Source organism: Hydrogenovibrio halophilus DSM 15072 (assembly GCF_000384235.1).
Classification (GTDB): domain Bacteria; phylum Pseudomonadota; class Gammaproteobacteria; order Thiomicrospirales; family Thiomicrospiraceae; genus Hydrogenovibrio; species Hydrogenovibrio halophilus.
This window is the reverse complement of sequence record NZ_KB913033.1, coordinates 1,801,000-1,819,126: the sequence shown is the minus strand read 5'-3', so window position 1 is coordinate 1,819,126 and position 18,127 is coordinate 1,801,000. Positions and strand designations below refer to the sequence as shown.

Annotated in this window: 16 protein-coding genes; 10 read left to right on the top strand and 6 right to left on the bottom strand. The window is 55.4% G+C overall.

Features of this window, described 5'->3' with window-relative positions; translation table 11 throughout:
* Positions 1–139 precede the first annotated feature (139 nt).
* Complete coding sequence (locus A377_RS0108740; RefSeq protein ID WP_281168806.1) at positions 140–574, bottom strand: diacylglycerol kinase; 435 nt, start codon at positions 572–574, stop codon at positions 140–142.
* Positions 561–1,469 (bottom strand): UDP-2,3-diacylglucosamine diphosphatase, encoded by a 909-nt coding sequence (locus tag A377_RS0108735; protein WP_019895931.1) that lies wholly within the window; start codon positions 1,467–1,469, stop codon positions 561–563. The genes A377_RS0108740 and A377_RS0108735 overlap by 14 nt, the downstream gene beginning before the upstream one ends.
* A 188-nt stretch (positions 1,470–1,657) precedes the next feature.
* On the opposite strand from A377_RS0108735, the gene A377_RS0108730 reads away from it, so the two are divergent.
* The 5 genes from A377_RS0108730 (at position 1,658) to A377_RS0108710 (ending at position 6,984) form a co-directional block, all read left to right on the top strand.
* On the top strand, positions 1,658–2,722 hold the full coding sequence (locus tag A377_RS0108730) for a glycosyltransferase family 4 protein (protein ID WP_028485407.1): 1,065 nt from the start codon (positions 1,658–1,660) through the stop codon (positions 2,720–2,722).
* A gap of 98 nt (positions 2,723–2,820) precedes the next feature.
* On the top strand, positions 2,821–3,963 hold the full coding sequence (locus A377_RS0108725; RefSeq protein WP_157760806.1) for a glycosyltransferase family 4 protein: 1,143 nt from the start codon (positions 2,821–2,823) through the stop codon (positions 3,961–3,963).
* 185 nt (positions 3,964–4,148) lie between these two features.
* Positions 4,149–5,027 (top strand): DMT family transporter, encoded by an 879-nt coding sequence (locus A377_RS0108720; protein ID WP_019895928.1) that lies wholly within the window; start codon positions 4,149–4,151, stop codon positions 5,025–5,027.
* Positions 5,028–5,165: 138 nt separating this feature from the next.
* Complete coding sequence (locus A377_RS0108715; RefSeq protein WP_019895927.1) at positions 5,166–5,771, top strand: DUF4136 domain-containing protein; 606 nt, start codon at positions 5,166–5,168, stop codon at positions 5,769–5,771.
* Positions 5,772–5,979: 208 nt separating this feature from the next.
* Positions 5,980–6,984, top strand: coding sequence for a 2-hydroxyacid dehydrogenase (locus tag A377_RS0108710; protein WP_019895926.1), 1,005 nt, complete (start codon positions 5,980–5,982; stop codon positions 6,982–6,984).
* Between the two features lie 25 nt (positions 6,985–7,009).
* Here the strand turns inward: A377_RS0108710 and glnE are convergent, their stop codons facing one another.
* Both glnE and A377_RS0108700 read right to left on the bottom strand, forming a co-directional pair.
* Positions 7,010–9,787: a bifunctional [glutamate--ammonia ligase]-adenylyl-L-tyrosine phosphorylase/[glutamate--ammonia-ligase] adenylyltransferase gene (gene glnE, locus A377_RS0108705; RefSeq protein ID WP_019895925.1), complete on the bottom strand. Its 2,778-nt coding sequence runs from the start codon at positions 9,785–9,787 to the stop codon at positions 7,010–7,012.
* 32 nt (positions 9,788–9,819) lie between these two features.
* Positions 9,820–10,674, bottom strand: coding sequence for a hypothetical protein (locus A377_RS0108700; protein WP_019895924.1), 855 nt, complete (start codon positions 10,672–10,674; stop codon positions 9,820–9,822).
* Between the two features lie 163 nt (positions 10,675–10,837).
* On the opposite strand from A377_RS0108700, the gene A377_RS0108695 reads away from it, so the two are divergent.
* Entirely contained in the window at positions 10,838–11,176 is a 339-nt protein-coding gene (locus A377_RS0108695; RefSeq protein WP_019895922.1) for a P-II family nitrogen regulator, read from the top strand.
* A 45-nt stretch (positions 11,177–11,221) separates the two neighbouring features.
* Positions 11,222–12,466, top strand: a complete 1,245-nt coding sequence (locus A377_RS0108690) for an ammonium transporter (RefSeq protein ID WP_019895921.1) — start codon at positions 11,222–11,224, stop codon at positions 12,464–12,466.
* A gap of 98 nt (positions 12,467–12,564) precedes the next feature.
* Here A377_RS0108690 and A377_RS0108685 read toward each other — a convergent pair whose 3' ends face one another.
* Positions 12,565–13,014 (bottom strand): hypothetical protein, encoded by a 450-nt coding sequence (locus A377_RS0108685; protein WP_019895920.1) that lies wholly within the window; start codon positions 13,012–13,014, stop codon positions 12,565–12,567.
* The gene (locus tag A377_RS13135; protein ID WP_157760804.1) at positions 13,011–13,154 is read right to left on the bottom strand and encodes a hypothetical protein; all 144 of its coding nucleotides are present in this window, start codon (positions 13,152–13,154) and stop codon (positions 13,011–13,013) included. Before A377_RS13135 ends, A377_RS0108685 begins: the two co-directional genes overlap by 4 nt.
* Before the next feature lie 58 nt (positions 13,155–13,212).
* Here A377_RS13135 and A377_RS0108680 point away from each other — a divergent pair, with 58 nt between their 5' ends.
* The 3 genes from A377_RS0108680 to A377_RS0108670 all read left to right on the top strand — a co-directional run bounded on the left by A377_RS0108680 (position 13,213) and on the right by A377_RS0108670 (position 18,096).
* Positions 13,213–14,007 (top strand): flagellin, encoded by a 795-nt coding sequence (locus A377_RS0108680; RefSeq protein ID WP_019895919.1) that lies wholly within the window; start codon positions 13,213–13,215, stop codon positions 14,005–14,007.
* A gap of 608 nt (positions 14,008–14,615) precedes the next feature.
* Positions 14,616–17,399: a valine--tRNA ligase gene (locus A377_RS0108675; protein ID WP_019895918.1), complete on the top strand. Its 2,784-nt coding sequence runs from the start codon at positions 14,616–14,618 to the stop codon at positions 17,397–17,399.
* Positions 17,377–18,096, top strand: a complete 720-nt coding sequence (locus tag A377_RS0108670) for a TIGR04211 family SH3 domain-containing protein (protein WP_019895917.1) — start codon at positions 17,377–17,379, stop codon at positions 18,094–18,096. Before A377_RS0108675 ends, A377_RS0108670 begins: the two co-directional genes overlap by 23 nt.
* The last annotated feature ends 31 nt before the right edge of the window (positions 18,097–18,127 follow it).

The following is an 18,127-nucleotide window of genomic DNA, read 5'->3' as shown; positions in this document are numbered from 1 at the left end:
TGAAGCTTATAATGGGAAATTTGAGCTAACGGTTGACATAACTTTTCATCTGGCATTTTTAGTAAAGCCGAAAGGTCTTTTAAGAGCGGCATTCCTGCCTTTTTGACCAGGCCTGGTTAAAAAGGCATCGATTACGGACTTAAAACCACTGCCAGCCGAAGCGGGAGATGGCGATGGTGAGCCACACCAGCCCGGCCAGGGCCATCATCACAAACACCGCGGCCGAGCCCATGTCTTTGGCCAGTTTGGCCAGCGGGTGCCATTCTTCGCCGTGTCGGTCCACCACCATTTCAATCGCGGTATTGAGCAGTTCCACCACCAGCAGCAACACCACCGAACCGATCAGCAACAGAAACTCGACCGCGTTGGTCGACAGCCACATAGACAAGGGCGTCAGCACCACCAGCAACCACAGCTCCTGGCGGAATGCGGCTTCGTTTTTGTAACAGGCCTTGATGCCGTGCCAGGAATACCCCGCCGCTTTGATGATGCGGACAAAGCCCCGGTGCCCAGGTTTCATTGCATGGGAATGCACATTGGCCAGCCCGGAGGGCCTTTGCTCAAACTTGCTCACGCGCCACCTCCGGCTCCGCTGGCTGAGCGCTTGCTGGCAAGGGCTGTTCCCGATTCTGCGCGTGCTGGATGTCGACCCATTTCAGCAATTTGAGTTCGCCGCTGGCGGTTTCCACCATCGCGGTGCAGGACTCCACCCAGTCCCCGCAGTTGTAATAGTCGATCTCGTCGATCTTGCGGATTTCCGGGTGATGGATGTGCCCGCAGACCACGCCATCATACCCCTGTTCCCGGCAGTCTTTGACCACGGCTTCTTCGTAGGCGGTGATAAACGACACCGCGGATTTGACCTTGTGTTTGACGTACGCCGACAGAGACCAGTAGCCCATGCCGAATTTCTGGCGCAGACGGTTGAAATGGCGGTTGAGCAGCACCAGGGTTTCATAGCCCCAATCGCCCACCACCGCCAACCATTTCTGAGTCTGGATCACGCTGTCGTACTTGTCGCCATGCACCACCAGCAGCCGATCCCCGTTGAGGGTTTCGTGTTCGGCCTCGTCGGTCAGTTGAATATTGCCGAAATCGATCCCGGAATAGCGGCGCAGAAAGTCGTCGTGGTTGCCGGTCACAAACACCACTTCGGTACCGCGTTTGGCTTTGGTCAGAATCCGGCGGATCACATTGGTGTGGGTCTGCGGCCAAAAAATACGTTTTTTCAAGCGCCAGCCATCGATGATGTCGCCGACCAGAAACAATTTATCGCACTGGTGGTATTTCAGAAATTCGGCCAGAAATTCGGCCTTGGCCGCTTTGGACCCCAAATGCACATCGGAAATGAAAATGCTGCGATACCAATTGGTCTGGTGGTCGTTTTCGGCCACAATCAGATCGTCGGATTCAATGGATGCCATCCAGTCGGGCAAGGCGTTGTCCGCCAGTTGATCGGTCTCCGTCATCAGTCTTGTGTTCGCTCTGTTTGGATTTTGCAGCCAGTTTAAAAAGCCGACACAACAACCGCGTGACGCTTTGATGACGGTTGCATGACAGCCAGACCACCGCTTTCATCTCACTGTCATCCAATCTGCTCACGCCTGTCACATTGACCAACGATAATCGTTGTTTACTGAATGACCGAGCCTGCTTTATGACAACACACCCCGCTATCCGCCGCCTGACACTGGTCACCGATGCCTGGTCGCCCCAGGTCAATGGCGTGGTCACCACCCTTTCGCAACTGGTGAAGCAACTGCAGAATCAGGGCATAGAGGTGGATGTGATCCAGCCCGGCGATTACCCCAGCATTCCGCTGCCCACTTACAAGGAAATCCCCTGGGTCTGGCGGGCACCGGATCTGGCAGAACGGTTGCGCCAATTCGAACCCGAAGCGCTGCACATTGCGACCGAAGGCGCGCTGGGCTGGAAGGCCCGTAAGCTGGCCAAGCGCTGGGGCTGGCCGTTTACCACGGCTTATCACACCCAATACCCGCAATATGTGCGTGCCCGCGCACCCATTCCGGAAAGCTGGACCTACGCCCTGCTGCGCCGCTTTCACCGCCCGGCCACGCGCACCTTTGTGCCCACCGCTTCCATGCGGGAAACCCTGAGCCGCGCCGGATTCTCACACCTGACCCACATGACCCGCGGCGTGGACAATCGCTACTTCCATCCCCACGCCGACCGATCGCCGGACTATCAAAAACCACCAGGCCTGGCAGAAACCTATTATCTGTACGTCGGACGGGTCGCACCGGAAAAAAATCTGCGTGCGTTTCTGGACCTGAATCTGCCCGGCCAGAAAGTGGTGGTGGGAGACGGGCCGGAACGCGATGCGCTGGAAACCGATTACCCCGATGCCCTGTTTACCGGAGCTCAATCCGGTGCCAATCTGGCCGGTCTTTACGCCGGGGCGCGTGCGTTTGTGTTTCCGTCGCTGACCGACACCTTCGGCGTGGTCAATATCGAGGCCATTGCCTGCGGCACCCCCGTGGCGGCCTTTCCCGTGACCGGTCCCAAAGACATTATCACCCCGGACCTCAATGGCGTGCTCTCGAGCGACCTCTATACCGCGATCATCGATGCCCAGTCGCTCAAACACCCGGATCTGGCCAAAACCATTCCCGAATACACCTGGCGTGGCGCATCCCGGCAGTTCCTGCACAATCTGGCCTACATTCCCCAACCCATGACACAGTGGATGCCTCAGGACTGACGCATTTCATCAAAACGTCACACAACCCTCACAAAGGTTTCATTCAGGCCGTCAGAAAACGCGCTAGTCTCAGCCATTGGCATTTACGAGACTGGATCATGCACAAAGTTTGTTTGTTTACCGACACACTGGGCGACCTGAACGGGGTTTCGCGCTTTATTCAGGACATGGGCGAACTGGCCGCCGAAGACCCCGATCTGGATTTGAGACTGATCACCAGCACCGCCAAGCCTTTGCCTGACGCGCCCTGGATCACCAATCTGCCCTGGCGGGCCAGAGTGCCGATGCCGTTTTATCAGGAAATGGATCTGGTCTGGCCTTCCAGACAGCATTTAAAAGGCGTTTTGCAGGAGATGAAGCCGGATTCGGTGCACATTTCCACCCCCGGCCCCTTCGGCTGGCTCGCCAAACAGGAAGCCGAAAAAATGGCACTGCCTCTGATCGGCACGTACCACACCGATTTTCCGGCCTACCTGCTGGATCTGACCCGCTCCCACTGGGTCAAAGGCCGCACCGACAAGGTCATGGCCCGCTTTTACCAGCCTTTTTCCCAGGTGTTTTCCCGCTCCAAAGCTTATGAATCGATCATGCAAACCGACATTGCCCTGCCCGCAGACCGGATCACCACCTTGCCGCCGGGCACGCGGCTGGACCGGTTTCACCCCTGTCACCGGGACGGTTCTGTCTGGCGGGAATTCGGGCTTGACCCCGAACGCAAAAAGCTGCTGTACGTCGGCCGCATCAACATCGAAAAAGGGATTCCCTTTCTGCTGGATGTCTGGCAGACATTGCAAAGCCTCCACGGAGATCTGGGCGCGGACCTGATTCTGGTGGGCGAAGGCCGCTACCGGAAAAAGGCCGCCAGTCTGGCAAAACACCATGTATATTTTACCGGCCCGATTCGCGGTGAAGCCCTGTCGATTGTCTATGCCAGCGCCGATCTGTTTGTGTTTCCGTCGGTGACCGACACCCTGGGCCAGGTGGTGATGGAAGCGCAGGCCAGCGGCCTCGGCTGTCTGGTCAGCGACCGGGGCGGCCCACAAACGCTGGTGACCGATGACCAGACCGGACGCATTCTGCCCGCCCTGAACAAGGCCGGCTGGATGCAGGCCCTGCTTGAGGCCATTCAATCGCCCCACCAGTGCCTGGATTGGGGTCTTTCCGCGCGAAAACCTATGCTAGACTACGACATCAAAAAATCGTTCGCCGCCTTCAAGCAGAAACACTTGAACCGGCCCTAGCCTGAACCGCTGTCACACTGAGTGACGCTGAAAGGTGTTCAGGGATGTCACCCAATCAGGAAGATCCCTCCGCTCCGTCGGGATGACGATGGTGTCACCCTGAGCGGAGCTGAAAGATCTTAATCGGTCTTGAAGGGTTTTTGAAAGCCGTACACGAAAGAACCGCTTTAATACGGAGTCCATTTTTGTCACAGTCTGCTCACCGAAGCCAGAAACAGGGCGAAGCCTATGCCATTGCCCTGTCGGTCATCGAAGCCCACTTTCCGATTTTCGCGTTTTTTGCCGTCGCCGCACTGGGCGCACTGCATGCCTATTTTTACAGTCTGGTCATCGCCACCGTTCTGCTCATCGGCTGGGTGGCGCTGCGCGGCAAACTGAAAGAACTGACCCGCACCCAGGCCTGGCGGGATCTGGCCTTGACCAGTCTGTTCATCACCACTCTGTTCAGCCTGATTTTTCTGGCGCTGAACCATACCTCGCCGTCGCATGTGGCCATCATCCTGTTTATGCAGGTGCTGTTCAGCTACCTGTTTCTGGGACGGCGCTGGGGCGAGACGCTGGACCGCACCCACCTGATCGGCGTGGTCCTGATGACGGTAGGGGCGCTGATCATTCTGTTTCCGGGCAAACTGACCCTGAACCCCGGAGATGGGCTGGCGCTCATGGCCGCCATCATCGCGCCCTTTGCCAACCTGTTTCAGAAAAAAGCCCGCACCCACGTTTCCAGCGAAACCATTCTGATGGTGCGCAGTCTGATCGCCTTGCCTGTTTTATACTTGCTGGCACAGCTGTTTGAACCGGCGCCCGCCTGGCCAGCGATCGAAGAACAGCTTTTGTGGCTGTTTCTGATCGGTGGTGGGGTCTTTGTGGTGTCCAAGATTTTCTGGATCGAGGCCCTACACCGGCTGCCGATCACCAAAGTGAACGCCCTGTTTGCGCTGTCGCCTCTGCTGACCATGGGTCTGGCCTGGTGGATTCTGCAGGATGCCCCAACCTGGACCCAGGTACTGGGCGCGTTTCCGGTACTGGTGGGCGGCTTTTTCATTACCCGCAAAGCCACCTGAACATACAATCGCCAGCCACAACTGCGAAGAACCAAAAACCACCAGGCCTGGTGTCAACGCCTGGCTTGCGCCCCTGTCCCGATCCCCCCCCCAAAAGAAAAGCATTGACGGCTGACGGCAAAAGCACATAATGAAGTCATGACAACTCAAAAACGCCACCCAAAAAATCTGCTTCGTTTTCTGTCACTTGGACTGATCGGTCCGTGGCTGTTGTGGCTGAGCGGCTGCAGCACGGTGCAAGTCAGCCACGATTACGAACGTCAGGCCGATTTCAGTCAGATCCAGAGTCTGAGCTGGTTGCCTGCGGAAGACCAAACCGCCCCCAAAGCGGTCGACTTTGCCAAAGACAACCCGCTCATCGCCAAACGCATTGAGCAGGCCATTGAGGATCAGCTCCCGGCCAAAGGCCTGAAGCTGGTGGACGCAGACACCGATTCCGACGCTTACATGACCTACCATGCCAGCACCGAAAAAACCGTGGGCAGTTCTCCGTTTGGCACCTCCATCGGCATGGGCACCGGAACGGGCTCTGTCTTTGGTGGCGTTCTCTGGCGCACCAACCCGGACATAGAAACGCAGAACGAAAGCGTTCTGAAAATCGACCTGCTCGACCAGAACCACCAACTGATCTGGCGCGGCACCGGCACCACCGTATTACCGGACCATCCAGACACCACGACACTGGACGAACGCATCCACGAGATGGTGCAGGAAATTCTGCAGCAATACCCACCCAAACCGTGACCGGGGGCTTTCGCCCCTGTGCCCATGCCAGTCCGTGTCATCAACGCCATGAAATAAAACCGTCTTTGCGCCAAGCCCCTTCGACATCTCCGGCAATGACCCCGCTTTGTCATCCAGACGTCGCAAAGGTGTCGTTTATTTTTGTGTGGGATTTGTTAGGATAAAAACTGATTGACTACCACTGTTCGCACTATTTTCGAGGAAGACCATGAAAGTTGCCTGCTTCAGCACCACCAAAACCGATAAACGCCAGTTTGAGAAGATGCTCACCCCAGACATGGGCATTGAAATGGATTATTTCGATGTGCATCTGTCGCCCAAAACCGTGCCTCTGGCCAAGGGGTTTGATGCGGTCTGCCTGTTTGTGAACGATCACGCCGATGCCGAAGTGATTGAGCAGCTGGTGGGCTATGGCATCGACACAATTGTGTTGCGCTGCGCCGGGTTCAACAATGTGGACGCCAAAGCGGCGCAGCAACACAAAGTCACGATTCTGCGGGTACCGGCCTATTCGCCGCAGGCGGTGGCCGAACATGCGCTGGCACTGATCATGACGCTCAACCGCAAAACCCACAAAGCCTTCAATCGCGTGCGCGACAGCAATTTCACTCTGGAGGGATTGCTCGGGTTTGATCTGTTTGAAAAAACCGCCGGGGTCATCGGCACCGGCCGCATCGGTCAGGAAACCGTGCGCATTCTGCGTGGACTGGGCCTGAAGGTGCTGGCCTACGACCCTTATCCCAGTGAGCGGGTGACCCAACTGGGCGGGAAATATGTGTCACTGGACGAGCTGTACGCGCAAAGTGACATCATCAGCCTGCATGTGCCGTTGATCCCGCAGACCGAGCACATGATCAATGCCGATTCCATTGCCAAAATGAAACCGGGGGTGATGCTGATCAACACCAGTCGCGGTGGCTTGATGCAAGCCAAGGACTTGATTCATGGGCTGAAAAAAGGCCAGATTGGCTATCTGGGGATTGATGTGTATGAGCAGGAAGACAACCTGTTTTTTGAAGACCATTCCGAAGAAATCATCCACGACGACGTGTTCGAACGCCTGATCACCTTCCCCAATGTGTTGATCACCGCGCATCAGGCGTTTTTCACCCAGGAAGCGCTGGACAACATCACCGCCACCACCCTAGACAACCTACAGGATGTGCAGCGCAACCAACTCAAACCCGAGCGTTGCGTGACCTGCGAAATCTGATGACCTGTTTATCAGGATCTGTTGGTTAAACACACCCACCTTTCAGATCGCACTGTTCCGTCATCACCCGATCCCAGATGGCGGCCACCGCTTCGCGATCGTCGGCGTATTCATCCGCCGGGACGCGGGCTTTTTTGTTTTGCAGGGCTAGACGGTGGTAACGCGCCCGGTAATGCCGGTAGGCGTCGATCAGTGCTTGCGATTCGGACTCGGGCAGCAATTGCTGCTGCGCGATGGCCTCCAGCAGTCGAATGTTGTCTGACCATTGGAGCAGCTCTGCAATCTCACCGGCATAGCCCAACACAAAATACTGCACCATGAATTCAATGTCGACAATGCCGCCCCGACCCTGCTTGAGATCAAACACCTCGGCGTTGGTCTTGTCGAGCGAGCGCCGCATCTTGTCACGCATTTCCACCACGGCCTGCTTGAGCTCCGGCTTGTCGCGTTCACGCGCCAATATCTGTTTACGAAAATCGGCAAAGCGCGCCATCACCGACGCATCGCCTGCCATCGCCCGCGTGCGCACCAGTGCCTGATGTTCCCAGGTCCAGGCCTTGTTTTGCTGGTAGGCTTCAAACGCGGCCATGTCGGTGACGATCATGCCGCTTTCGCCATTGGGACGCAAACGCGTATCCACTTCATACAAGGTGCCCGTGGGCATAAAGGTGGTCAGAATCGAGATGATCTTTTGTGCCAGACGCATAAAATACACGTGGTTTTCCAGCGGCTTGTCGCCCTGACTTTTCAATGACGAGTCGGCATCATAGACAAACACGATGTCCAGATCCGAGCCGTAACCCAGCTCGATGCCGCCGAGTTTGCCGTAACCGATCACCGTCAGCGGGCAGGCATCCGGGCTGTCACAACCACCGGGCAGACCGCTGCGCCCCTGCATGAAATACCAAGCGTAATCGGTCGCCACTTTGACCACGGCTTCGGCAATCCAGGTCAGATAATCACTGACCTTCATAATGGGCAAATGCCCGGTGATGTCGGCGGCGGCCACACGAAACACCTGGGCATGCTTCCACTGACGCAACTCGTTCATAAACACTTCATCATCGCCCTGATGACGCTCACGGATTTCCACGGCTTCCGCCAGAAGCGCATCGGCCAGCAGCGGTTCGTACAGAATGCGCTCATCCAGCAACTGATCCAGCAGCGAGGGGTATTTGACCAGCATGTCGGTGGTCCAACTGCTGAGTTCGCACAGCTGCAATAGGTGCTTGACCGCCTGCTGGTTTTCCTTGAGCAGCACCAGATAGACACTGCGCCCCATGATCGTGGTCAGCACCCGCAGCACCCGCTCCAGCGCCAACGCCGGCTGTTCGGTGTGCGCCAGCTGACGCAGCAGCAAAGGCATGACCCCGTCAAAACGGTTCAGCGCCTCGGAGCTGGCATGGGTGTAAGGCCGCTGGGTGTAAAAATGATTGAGCAGGCGACTGAGTTTTTCCGCGTCCGGCAGGTTCAACGCTTCCAGTGACGCCGGGTCCACCTGGCCGTTCATGCAGGCCTGGTCAAAACCGTCTTCTTCGCGCGCGTCCTCTTCCTTCTGGGCGAAGACCGCATCGAATTCCTGTTGCACAAAATCGCGTTTGGCTTCCAGCGCCTCGTGAAATTCAGCGTAATCGGCATAGCCCATGGATTCGGCCAGTGCCTGACGTGGCTCCGGGTCGCCCGGCAGATCATGGGTTTGCTGGTCGTTCCAAATCTGCAGACGGTTTTCCGCGCGCCGCAAAAACACATAGGCGGCTTTCAGATCTTCCGCCGTGTCCGCCTCGATAAACTGGCGCTCGACCAGGGTTTGCAGCGTCGGCAACAAGGCGCGCCCCTGCAACGCCGGTTCGCGCCCGCCATGCACCAGCTGAAACGCCTGCACAATGAATTCGATCTCGCGAATGCCACCCGGCCCCAGTTTGATATTGTGAAAGCGGTCCTTTTTCTGCACCTCCACATTGATCATCTGCTTAAGTTCACGCAGGGATTCGATCGCGGTGAAGTCCACATACTTGCGGTAGACAAACGGGCGCAAAATATCAAACAGCTCTTTGCCCTGCTCGACATCGCCCGCCATAATCCGTCCTTTGACCAGCGCATACCGCTCCCAGGCGCGACCGTGCACCTGATAATAGTTTTCCATTTCCGCAAAGCTCACCGCCAGAGGTCCGCTTTGGCCAAACGGACGCAATCGCATGTCCACACGGTAAACGGTGCCGTCCGGGGTGAACTCGGTCAGGGATTTGTTCAGTGCCTGGCCCAGACGGGTAAAAAACTGGTCATTGGCCAGCGGGCGCTTGCCCCCTTCAGTCTGGCCTTTTTCCGGGTAGACAAAAATCAGATCGATGTCGGAAGAGAAATTCAGTTCCTGCCCACCGAGCTTGCCCATGCCGATGATCAGCAGTTTCTGTGGCTCGCCCGAATGCTCACCGATGGGCGTACCGTGACGCTCGGTCAATGCCTGAGTGTGCCAGTCCAGTGCCCCGCCCACCAGCGCATCGGCCAGGTCCGACAGGTCTCGCATCGATTCCGGCAAATCGGCCAGCCCACTCAAATCGCGCAGGGCAATGCGCATCATCTCTTCCCGGCGATACTGGCGCAGTTTTTTGTTCAGCGTCGCCAGCGAATCGCTCTGAGCCAGATCGGTCTGGATTTTTGCAATCATGGCCCCGTCTTCGTAAGGCGTCTCCCAGAGTGAGGCGTCCAGCGCATGCGGTGCCCGTCGGCCTTCATTCACCAGAAAACGGCTCCAGCGTTGAAGCTGATCAACATCGGTGAGCGGAAAGCGTATGGCGTCTGACATGGTTGTTCTTCCTTGTTTCTAATCCGAATGTTTCAATCCGTTGCATTTTTTACCAGGCCTGGTGGTGCCCCCTGATCGATCGCGGTGCGGTGGTGTTGCGGATAATACACAAACAATTGGGTCTGGCGACGGTCGTTCAGAGTCAGCACTTCGTCCGGCTCGACATTGGGCACAGCAAAACTGTTGGAAACGAACACGCTCTGATCCGGCATTTCCTGCACCACTTTCTGCCACAGACGCGGCATGGGCTCGGTCGACAAAAAGGCATAGGCCACATTGTAATCGCGCAAATCCAAGTGCCATAGATTGCGCGCAAACACCTGTCCGCCGCGCAAACGCGTCAAGAGCCACGACACCAGAAACGGCACCGGCGCCGTCTCCACCCCATGCGCCACCGCCACGTTATTCTGACGGTGCATCGCGACCACATTGCCACCGAACCCACAGCCCAGATCGACAAACCGGACCGACGCCCGCTCCTGAATCAGATCCATCAGGGCCTGGCGGGTCCGGGCGTTGGTCAGATACAGCGGCACCCGCTCGGTCAGAGCATTGGCGAAAAACAGATAGATCAACGCAAACGCCCCCAGCGCCCACCAGGGGCTGAATGACCAGGCTGCACCAAAATAAATCCCGACCGGCAACAGCAACTGAATCGGCCCCCACCAACGTGGCAGCCCCAGCCACCGGCTGAGCAACCAGGCCAGTCCGCCCTGTATCCACACCAGCACCGACCATTCGTAAGGCGGCGCAATCAGCGCAGGGGCCAGCGTCACCCCCACGGCAAGCAACAGCAGCGCCAGCACCTGTGCCAGCAGAGCGCGCAACAGTCGGCGCCAGGGCGCCAGCTGTCCGGAAACGACCGATTCCGACCCGGAACTACCCATGCACCAAAATGAACCCCATATCACCAAAGTAAGTCATATCGCCTTGATCGCTTGCCAAAAAAAGCATTTAACTGGTTGTTTTTCATTGTTTTTGTAAAGGTGGCACATTCCAGGCTAGTAAGCGGATGAAAACCTTTTTTCACTCACCAAAACAGGGGTTAGTATGAAACTAGTCGTCGCAATTATCAAACCTTTTAAGCTTGATGATGTGCGCGAATCTCTGCATGAAATCGACGTGCATGGGATGACCGTCACGGAAGCCAAAGGGTTCGGTCGCCAGAAAGGCCACACCGAAATCTATCGAGGGGCGGAATACGCCATCGAGTTTCTTCCCAAAGTTCGCATCGAAATTGCCGTCGCCGACGACAAGGTCGAGACAGTGATCGAAGCAATCGGCAGTGCGGCACGCACCGGCAAAATCGGGGATGGCAAGATTTTTGTCAGCTCGTTGGAGCAGGCAGTTCGCATTCGAACCGAAGAACAAGGAGACGTTGCTCTGTAACCGAAACCCAACTCTTTTCGGATAACGGCTAAAGGATTGAATATTATGGAACAAATACTTGAACTCAGTTACGCGTTAGATACGTTTTACTTTTTGATGTCCGGGGCGCTGGTCATGTGGATGGCGGCGGGCTTCACCATGCTCGAAGCCGGTCTGGTGCGCACCAAAAACACCACCGAAATTCTGGCCAAGAATGTCGGCCTGTTTTCGATTGCGTGTTTGATGTACATGCTGGTGGGTTACAACATCATGTACGGCGACTCGGTGAACTCCGTCATTCCGGGCATCAGCTTTCTGCTGGGCGGCGACAATGCCACCTCTGCTGTGATTGCCGGTGGGGACGACGCGCCTTACTACTCCAACATGTCCGACTTCTTCTTTCAGGTCGTGTTCGTCGCTACCGCCATGTCTGTGGTATCGGGTGCCGTCGCTGAACGTATGAAGCTGATGTCCTTTCTGGTCTTTGCCGTGGTTCTGACCGGCTTTATCTATCCGGTACAGGGCTTCTGGACCTGGGGCGGCGGTTTCGTCAGCGAGCTTGGTTTCTCTGACTTTGCCGGTTCCGGGATTGTGCACATGACCGGTGCGGCCGCAGCTTTGGCGGGTGTTCTGGTACTGGGTGCCCGTAAAGGCAAATACGGACCCAACGGCGAATCCCGTGCGATTCCCGGTGCCAACCTGCCTTTGGCGACACTGGGGACCTTCATCCTGTGGTTGGGCTGGTTCGGCTTTAACGGCGGCTCGGAGCTGAAAATCTCCAACGTGGAAGAAGCCAATGCGGTGGCCATGATCTTTGTGAACACCTTGCTTGCCGCTGCAGCTGGTGTGGTCGGCGCTCTGATCGTGTCCAAGCTGAAGTTCGGCAAAGCGGATTTGACCATGATGCTGAACGGTGCTCTGGCCGGTCTGGTGGCGATCACGGCCGAACCTTTGGCACCAAGCCCGCTGATGGCTTCATTCATCGGCCTGATGGGTGGCGTGATTGTGGTCTTCTCCATCCTGATCCTGGACACCAAGTTCAAGATTGACGATCCGGTCGGTGCCATTTCGGTCCACGGTGTGGTCGGTGTCTTCGGCCTGATCGCGGTGATCTTCTCCAACGGCGATGCCACCCTGGGTGCTCAGCTACTGGGCGCACTGGCGATCTTTGCTTGGGTCTTCATCACCAGCTTGATTGTGTGGTTGATCCTCAAAGCGATCATGGGGATCCGTATTACAGAGGAAGATGAGTTTGCAGGCGCAGACCAGTCCGAATGTGGCATGGAAGCTTACCCCGAATTTACCAAGTAAGCGATCATCACTCTGAAACACAACCCGGCCTCGGCCGGGTTTTTTTGTGTCTGAAAACCGTGGTTATCTGAAAAATGAACAGGGGAAGAATCGCGAAATCAAAGATTCCGAAGCCAGTACAAAAACCCCAGCCAGCGCATTTTCAAAGAGGGCTTGGGCGTGATCGGATGATTGAACACCAGAATGACCGGCTGGGTTTCCGGGTTGTGCAACGGATGCTGCGGCCAATGCCGAAGCTCGGATTCTTCCATACCGGAATCCATGGCCACCAACTGCCAGGGCACAGAATCGCCCGCCGTCTCCCGACCGATCAATGCCTGGTCCATCGCCAACTGACCGTTGACCGCCTGCAAGGGCCACTTGTGTTCCAGCACCACGCTTTTGGTTTTGCCGCCCTCGGTCCAGATGCGAATCACTTCGCCTTCTGCCAGCAAGGTGCCATAGGGCAAAAACAGGTAACGCGCCTCCAGACTCGCCACCGGGGCATCGACCAGAGCGGGCCCCGGAGGGAACTCAAACTGACAAAACTGCTTGCCGCAACAACTCATGCATGCTCCTGAAACCCTTCTGAAAAAGGCTTGAACCATCTCAAGCTTTTAATGGTTCCATTTTTATTTAAAACCCGTAAAATAAAAGATAAACATAGTGAAAGCAATGCTTTTTCGCTGAGTTTTTTGCTTGAAGTCATCTTAATTGCCTGCAACCAAGATCAAAACTCATAAGTTCTGCCAAAACGGGAGGTTCCCATGGCTATTGACTCTATCAGCACCAACAACTCTTACGCCAACTTCAACAATCGCCAATTGGATTCCACCAATGAATCACTGGCATCAGGCAGTCGCATTAACCGCAGTGCCGATGACCCTGCGGGACAGGCTGTTGTGACAGCCATGACCTCGCAAATCAATGTGCAGGATCAGGGAGTGCGTAACGCCAATGACGGTGTCAACCTCATGCAAACTGCTGACGGTGCTTTGGAAAACATTCAATCTCAAATTCAAACCTTGACGGGGTTGTCTGTGCAAGCAATGAACGGCACTTACAATGACAGCCAACGTCAGGCTATGAATCAACAATTCACCCAAACCCTGCAAGGCATTGACCAAATTGCTCAGACAACTCAGTTTAATGGCATGAACCTGTTGAATGGCGAAAATGCCAGCGTCAATATTGCCTTGGGTGGCAGTCAAAACGAATTGCAATTAGCCGACATGACCAATGGGTCAACCGGACTTTCCGGCCTGAGCTTGAATTCTGCTGATGACGCCAGAGCAGCCAATGAAATGCTGACAACCGTGATGGAAGGATTACAAGAGACCCGATCTTCCATGGGAGCACAGCAAAATGCCCTGACAACCGCTGCCGATAACTTAATGAACCAAAACGTCAACACACAAGCCAGTCGTGCACAAATAAATGACACAGATTATGCAAAAGCCGTCACAGAACAGACACGAGAGCAAGTTCTACAGCAGGCCCAGATTGCCATGCAAGCACAATCCAACCAAAGTCAAAGCGACGTATTGGCATTATTGAATTAACGCGCTATTTCGGCCTGAATCCTCAGTCAACCCGAAGGTAAATATTCGGGTTGGGTTCAGGCCATCCATTCTGATGTGACACAGTGCACAACATCCTACCTCTGCACATCCTCTTAAAGAAAACCATTATTTACCCGCCCCCCCTTGATCCGAGCATTCCTTAAACGGGAGACAACATCGCGCAAGGTATTGGTCTTACATGATCTTTGAAGGCACCGTATTGAGAGTTAACGTCGTCTGATACGAAGAACCGAACTGCAGTGTCTTAAAACATTTCCTGGAAAACCAATAACCTTCACAATACAGGCAAGGATTCTATGAAATATTCAGACTGATCGTTTCAATCCAAACAGTCTTTGATTCAAAAAGCGGACTCAGCCATTTTTTGAATACAAATCCTAGGAATCTTGACCTTTTTTGACCGTTTTTGACCTCTCGTACAGGGTTCTATCCACGTGAATTTGCTATAATCTCTGCTTATAGTTTCTGACCATGCGCCAGTGAGCTCCACGAGACAATCCAAAAAAATAAAGCTCTGACCGTCGCATGGTATCCTTGCCAGACAAACAAGCATAACGATAACTTACTACATAAAGACACAGTATTTCATGGACAAACACTTCGACCCCCAATCGATCGAAAACAAATGGTATCAAACCTGGGAAAACCGGGGCTATTTCAAACCGGCACCCTCACAGACGGGCAATCATTACAGCATTATGATCCCGCCGCCCAATGTCACCGGCAGCCTGCACATGGGCCATGCGTTTCAGGACACCATCATGGATACGCTGACGCGTTACCACCGGATGCTGGGCGACGAAACCCTGTGGCAGCCTGGCTCCGATCATGCCGGCATCGCCACGCAAATGGTGGTGGAGCGCCAACTGGCGGCCAAGGGCCTGAGCAAGCACGACCTGGGGCGCGAAGCGTTTATCGACAAAGTCTGGGAATGGAAACAGACCTCGGGCGGTCAGATCACTCAGCAACTGCGCCGTCTGGGCATGTCGCCCGACTGGAGCCGCGAGCGCTTCACCATGGACGACGGGCTTTCCAATGCCGTCCGCGAAGTGTTTGTGCAATTGTATGAACAGGACCTGATTTACCGCGGAAAACGCTTGGTCAACTGGGACCCGGTCTTGCACACCGCCGTGTCGGACCTGGAAGTGGCTTCGGAAGAAGAAATGGGCAGCCTCTGGCACATGCGTTACCCACTCAGCGATGGCAGCGGCCATCTGGTGGTGGCAACCACACGCCCGGAAACCCTGTTCGGCGACCAGGCCGTCGCCGTGCATCCGGACGATGAGCGCTATCAGTCTCTGATTGGCAAAACCGTCACCCTGCCGCTGGTGGGCCGCGAAATCCCCATCATCGCCGACGACTATGTGGAAAAAGACTTTGGCAGCGGATGCGTCAAAATCACCCCGGCGCATGACTTCAATGACTATGAAATGGGCAAACGTCACAATCTGCCCATGCTCAATGTGATGACCATTGATGCGGCCATGAACGACGAAGTGCCGGAAAAATACCAGGGAATGGACCGCTTTGAGGCGCGTCAGGCCGCAATCAAAGACCTGGAAGCGTTGGACCTGCTGGAAAAAATCGAGCCGCACAAACTGATGGTTCCACGCGGAGACCGTTCGCATGCGGTGATCGAACCGTTTTTGACCGATCAGTGGTATGTGGCGGTCGAAGAACTGGCCAAACCGGCCATCGATGCGGTCAAAAACGGCGACATCGAATTCGTGCCCAAAAACTGGAAAAACACCTATTTTGAATGGATGAACAACCTTCAGGATTGGTGTATCTCGCGCCAGATCTGGTGGGGACACCGGATCCCGGCCTGGTATGACGACGAAGGTCGCGTGTATGTGGGGCGCACCAAAGCCGAAGTGCGGGCCAATCACCAGCTCGCGTCTTCGGTGACATTGAATCAGGACGAGGATGTGCTCGACACCTGGTTCAGCTCGGCGCTGTGGACTTTCTCCACCCTGGGCTGGCCCGAAAAAACCCCGGAACTGGAAAAATTTCACCCCAGCTCGGTACTGGTCACCGGCTTTGACATCATATTTTTCTGGGTCGCCCGCATGATAATGATGACCCTGAAATTCACTGGCGAAGTGCCCTTCAAACAGGTCTATGTCCACGGGCTGGTGCGCGACGCCGAGGGCCAGAAGATGTCGAAATCCAAAGGCAATGTGCTTGACCCAATTGACCTGATCGATGGCATTGATCTGGAATCACTGGTGCAAAAACGCACCACCGGCATGATGCAGCCGGAAAAAGCCGCCAAGATCGAAAAAGCCACCCGCAGACAGTTTACCGACGGCATTGAGGCCTATGGCACCGATGCGCTGCGCTTTACCTTTGCCTCTCTGGCCTCCACCGGGCGCGACATTCAGTTTGATTTGAACCGCTGTGAAGGCTACCGCAACTTCTGCAACAAGCTGTGGAACGCCACCCGTTATGTGCTGATGAACACCGAAGGCGAAGACACCGGACTGGACGAGACTCAGCCAATCACGCTGTCGCTGGCGGACACCTGGATCACCTCTCGCCTGCAAACGGTGACCCAGCAGATTCACAAGCATTTCGAGCATTACCGGTTTGATCTGGCGGCCAATGCCCTGTATGAATTCACCTGGAACGAATACTGCGACTGGTACCTGGAGCTGTCCAAGCCGATTCTGCAATCCGAGACTGCGACCGACGCCGAAAAAAGCGGCACCCGCCGCACGCTGGTGCGCGTGTTGGAAAGCCTGTTGCGTCTGCTGCACCCGATCACCCCGTTCATCACCGAAGAAGCCTGGCAGGCGGTCGCGCCTTTGGCGGGCGTTGACACCCAAAGCCAGCGCACCATTATGACCCAGCCCTACCCGCTGACCAACGAAGCGTTGATCGACGAATCGGCCGAGGCCGAACTGGAATGGGTCAAACAGGTGATCATGGGCATTCGCCGGATTCGTTCGGAAATGAACATCGCCCCAAGCAAACCCCTGCCGGTATTGATGGCGCAAATGAACCAAAACGACCAGGCCTGGTTAAAAAACAACCAGGTGTTCCTGAAAAAACTGGCCAGACTGGAAAGCATCGACGTGATCGCAACCGACGCGGAGGCACCCGATTCCGCCGTGGCGCTGGTCGGTGAGATGAAAGTGCTCATTCCCATGGCCGGACTGATTGACAAGGAAGCCGAACTCAGCCGTCTGGACAAGGACATTCAGAAACTGAACAAGGAACTGGCGCGCCTCAACGGCAAGCTCAACAACGAAGGCTTTGTCAGCAAAGCGCCGGAAGCCGTGGTCAAAAAAGAACAGCAAAAACGTCACGATGCCGAATCGGCATTGAAAAATTTAAAGGATCAGTATGCCAAAATTGAACAGATGTAATCCCCTGGTCGCCGCAATCGGTCTGAGCCTGACGCTCAGTCTGGCCTGGATGCCAATGGCACAGGCCGAAACCGGCGACGATGGCTACACCCACTATGTCACCGATTCGATCGACATCCCGTTTCGCTCCAATGCGGGCTACAAATACAAAATCAAACGCATGCTGCCTTCGGGGTCGCGGGTCAAGGTGCTGGAAATTCAGGACGATGGCTGGGCGCGCCTGCTCTACAACCACCGGGGCACTGAGATCGAAGGCTGGATGCCTTCCAGCCTGATTCAGAGTCAACCGATTGCCTCGATCCGTCTGGAAGAACAGGAAAAGCGTCTGTCCAAGCTGGAAAAAGAACGCAATCAGCTCAAGGTGGAAAAAAGCACCCTGAACGAACGCTTTGAATCGACTCAGGCCGAACTGAAAAAAGTCAAAAAAGAGAATTTTCAACTCAACAAACAGCTGGAAGAAATAGAGAGCATTTCCGGCGATGCGATCAAACTCAATGAAGAAAACCAGCAGTTGGCACAGGAAGTGGCTTCGCTGCGCAACGACAACGCGATCATGAAAGAACAGATTGACCAGTCGGGCGACGTCATTCAGCGCCAATGGTTCCTGACCGGGGCCGGCGTTTTGTTGCTGGGCTTACTGTTGGGACGTTTCTTTCGTTTGCCCAGTCGCAAAAACCGCTGGAACACGCTAAACTGAGGTGGATGTTCTGATTCACAGGGAGGTATTG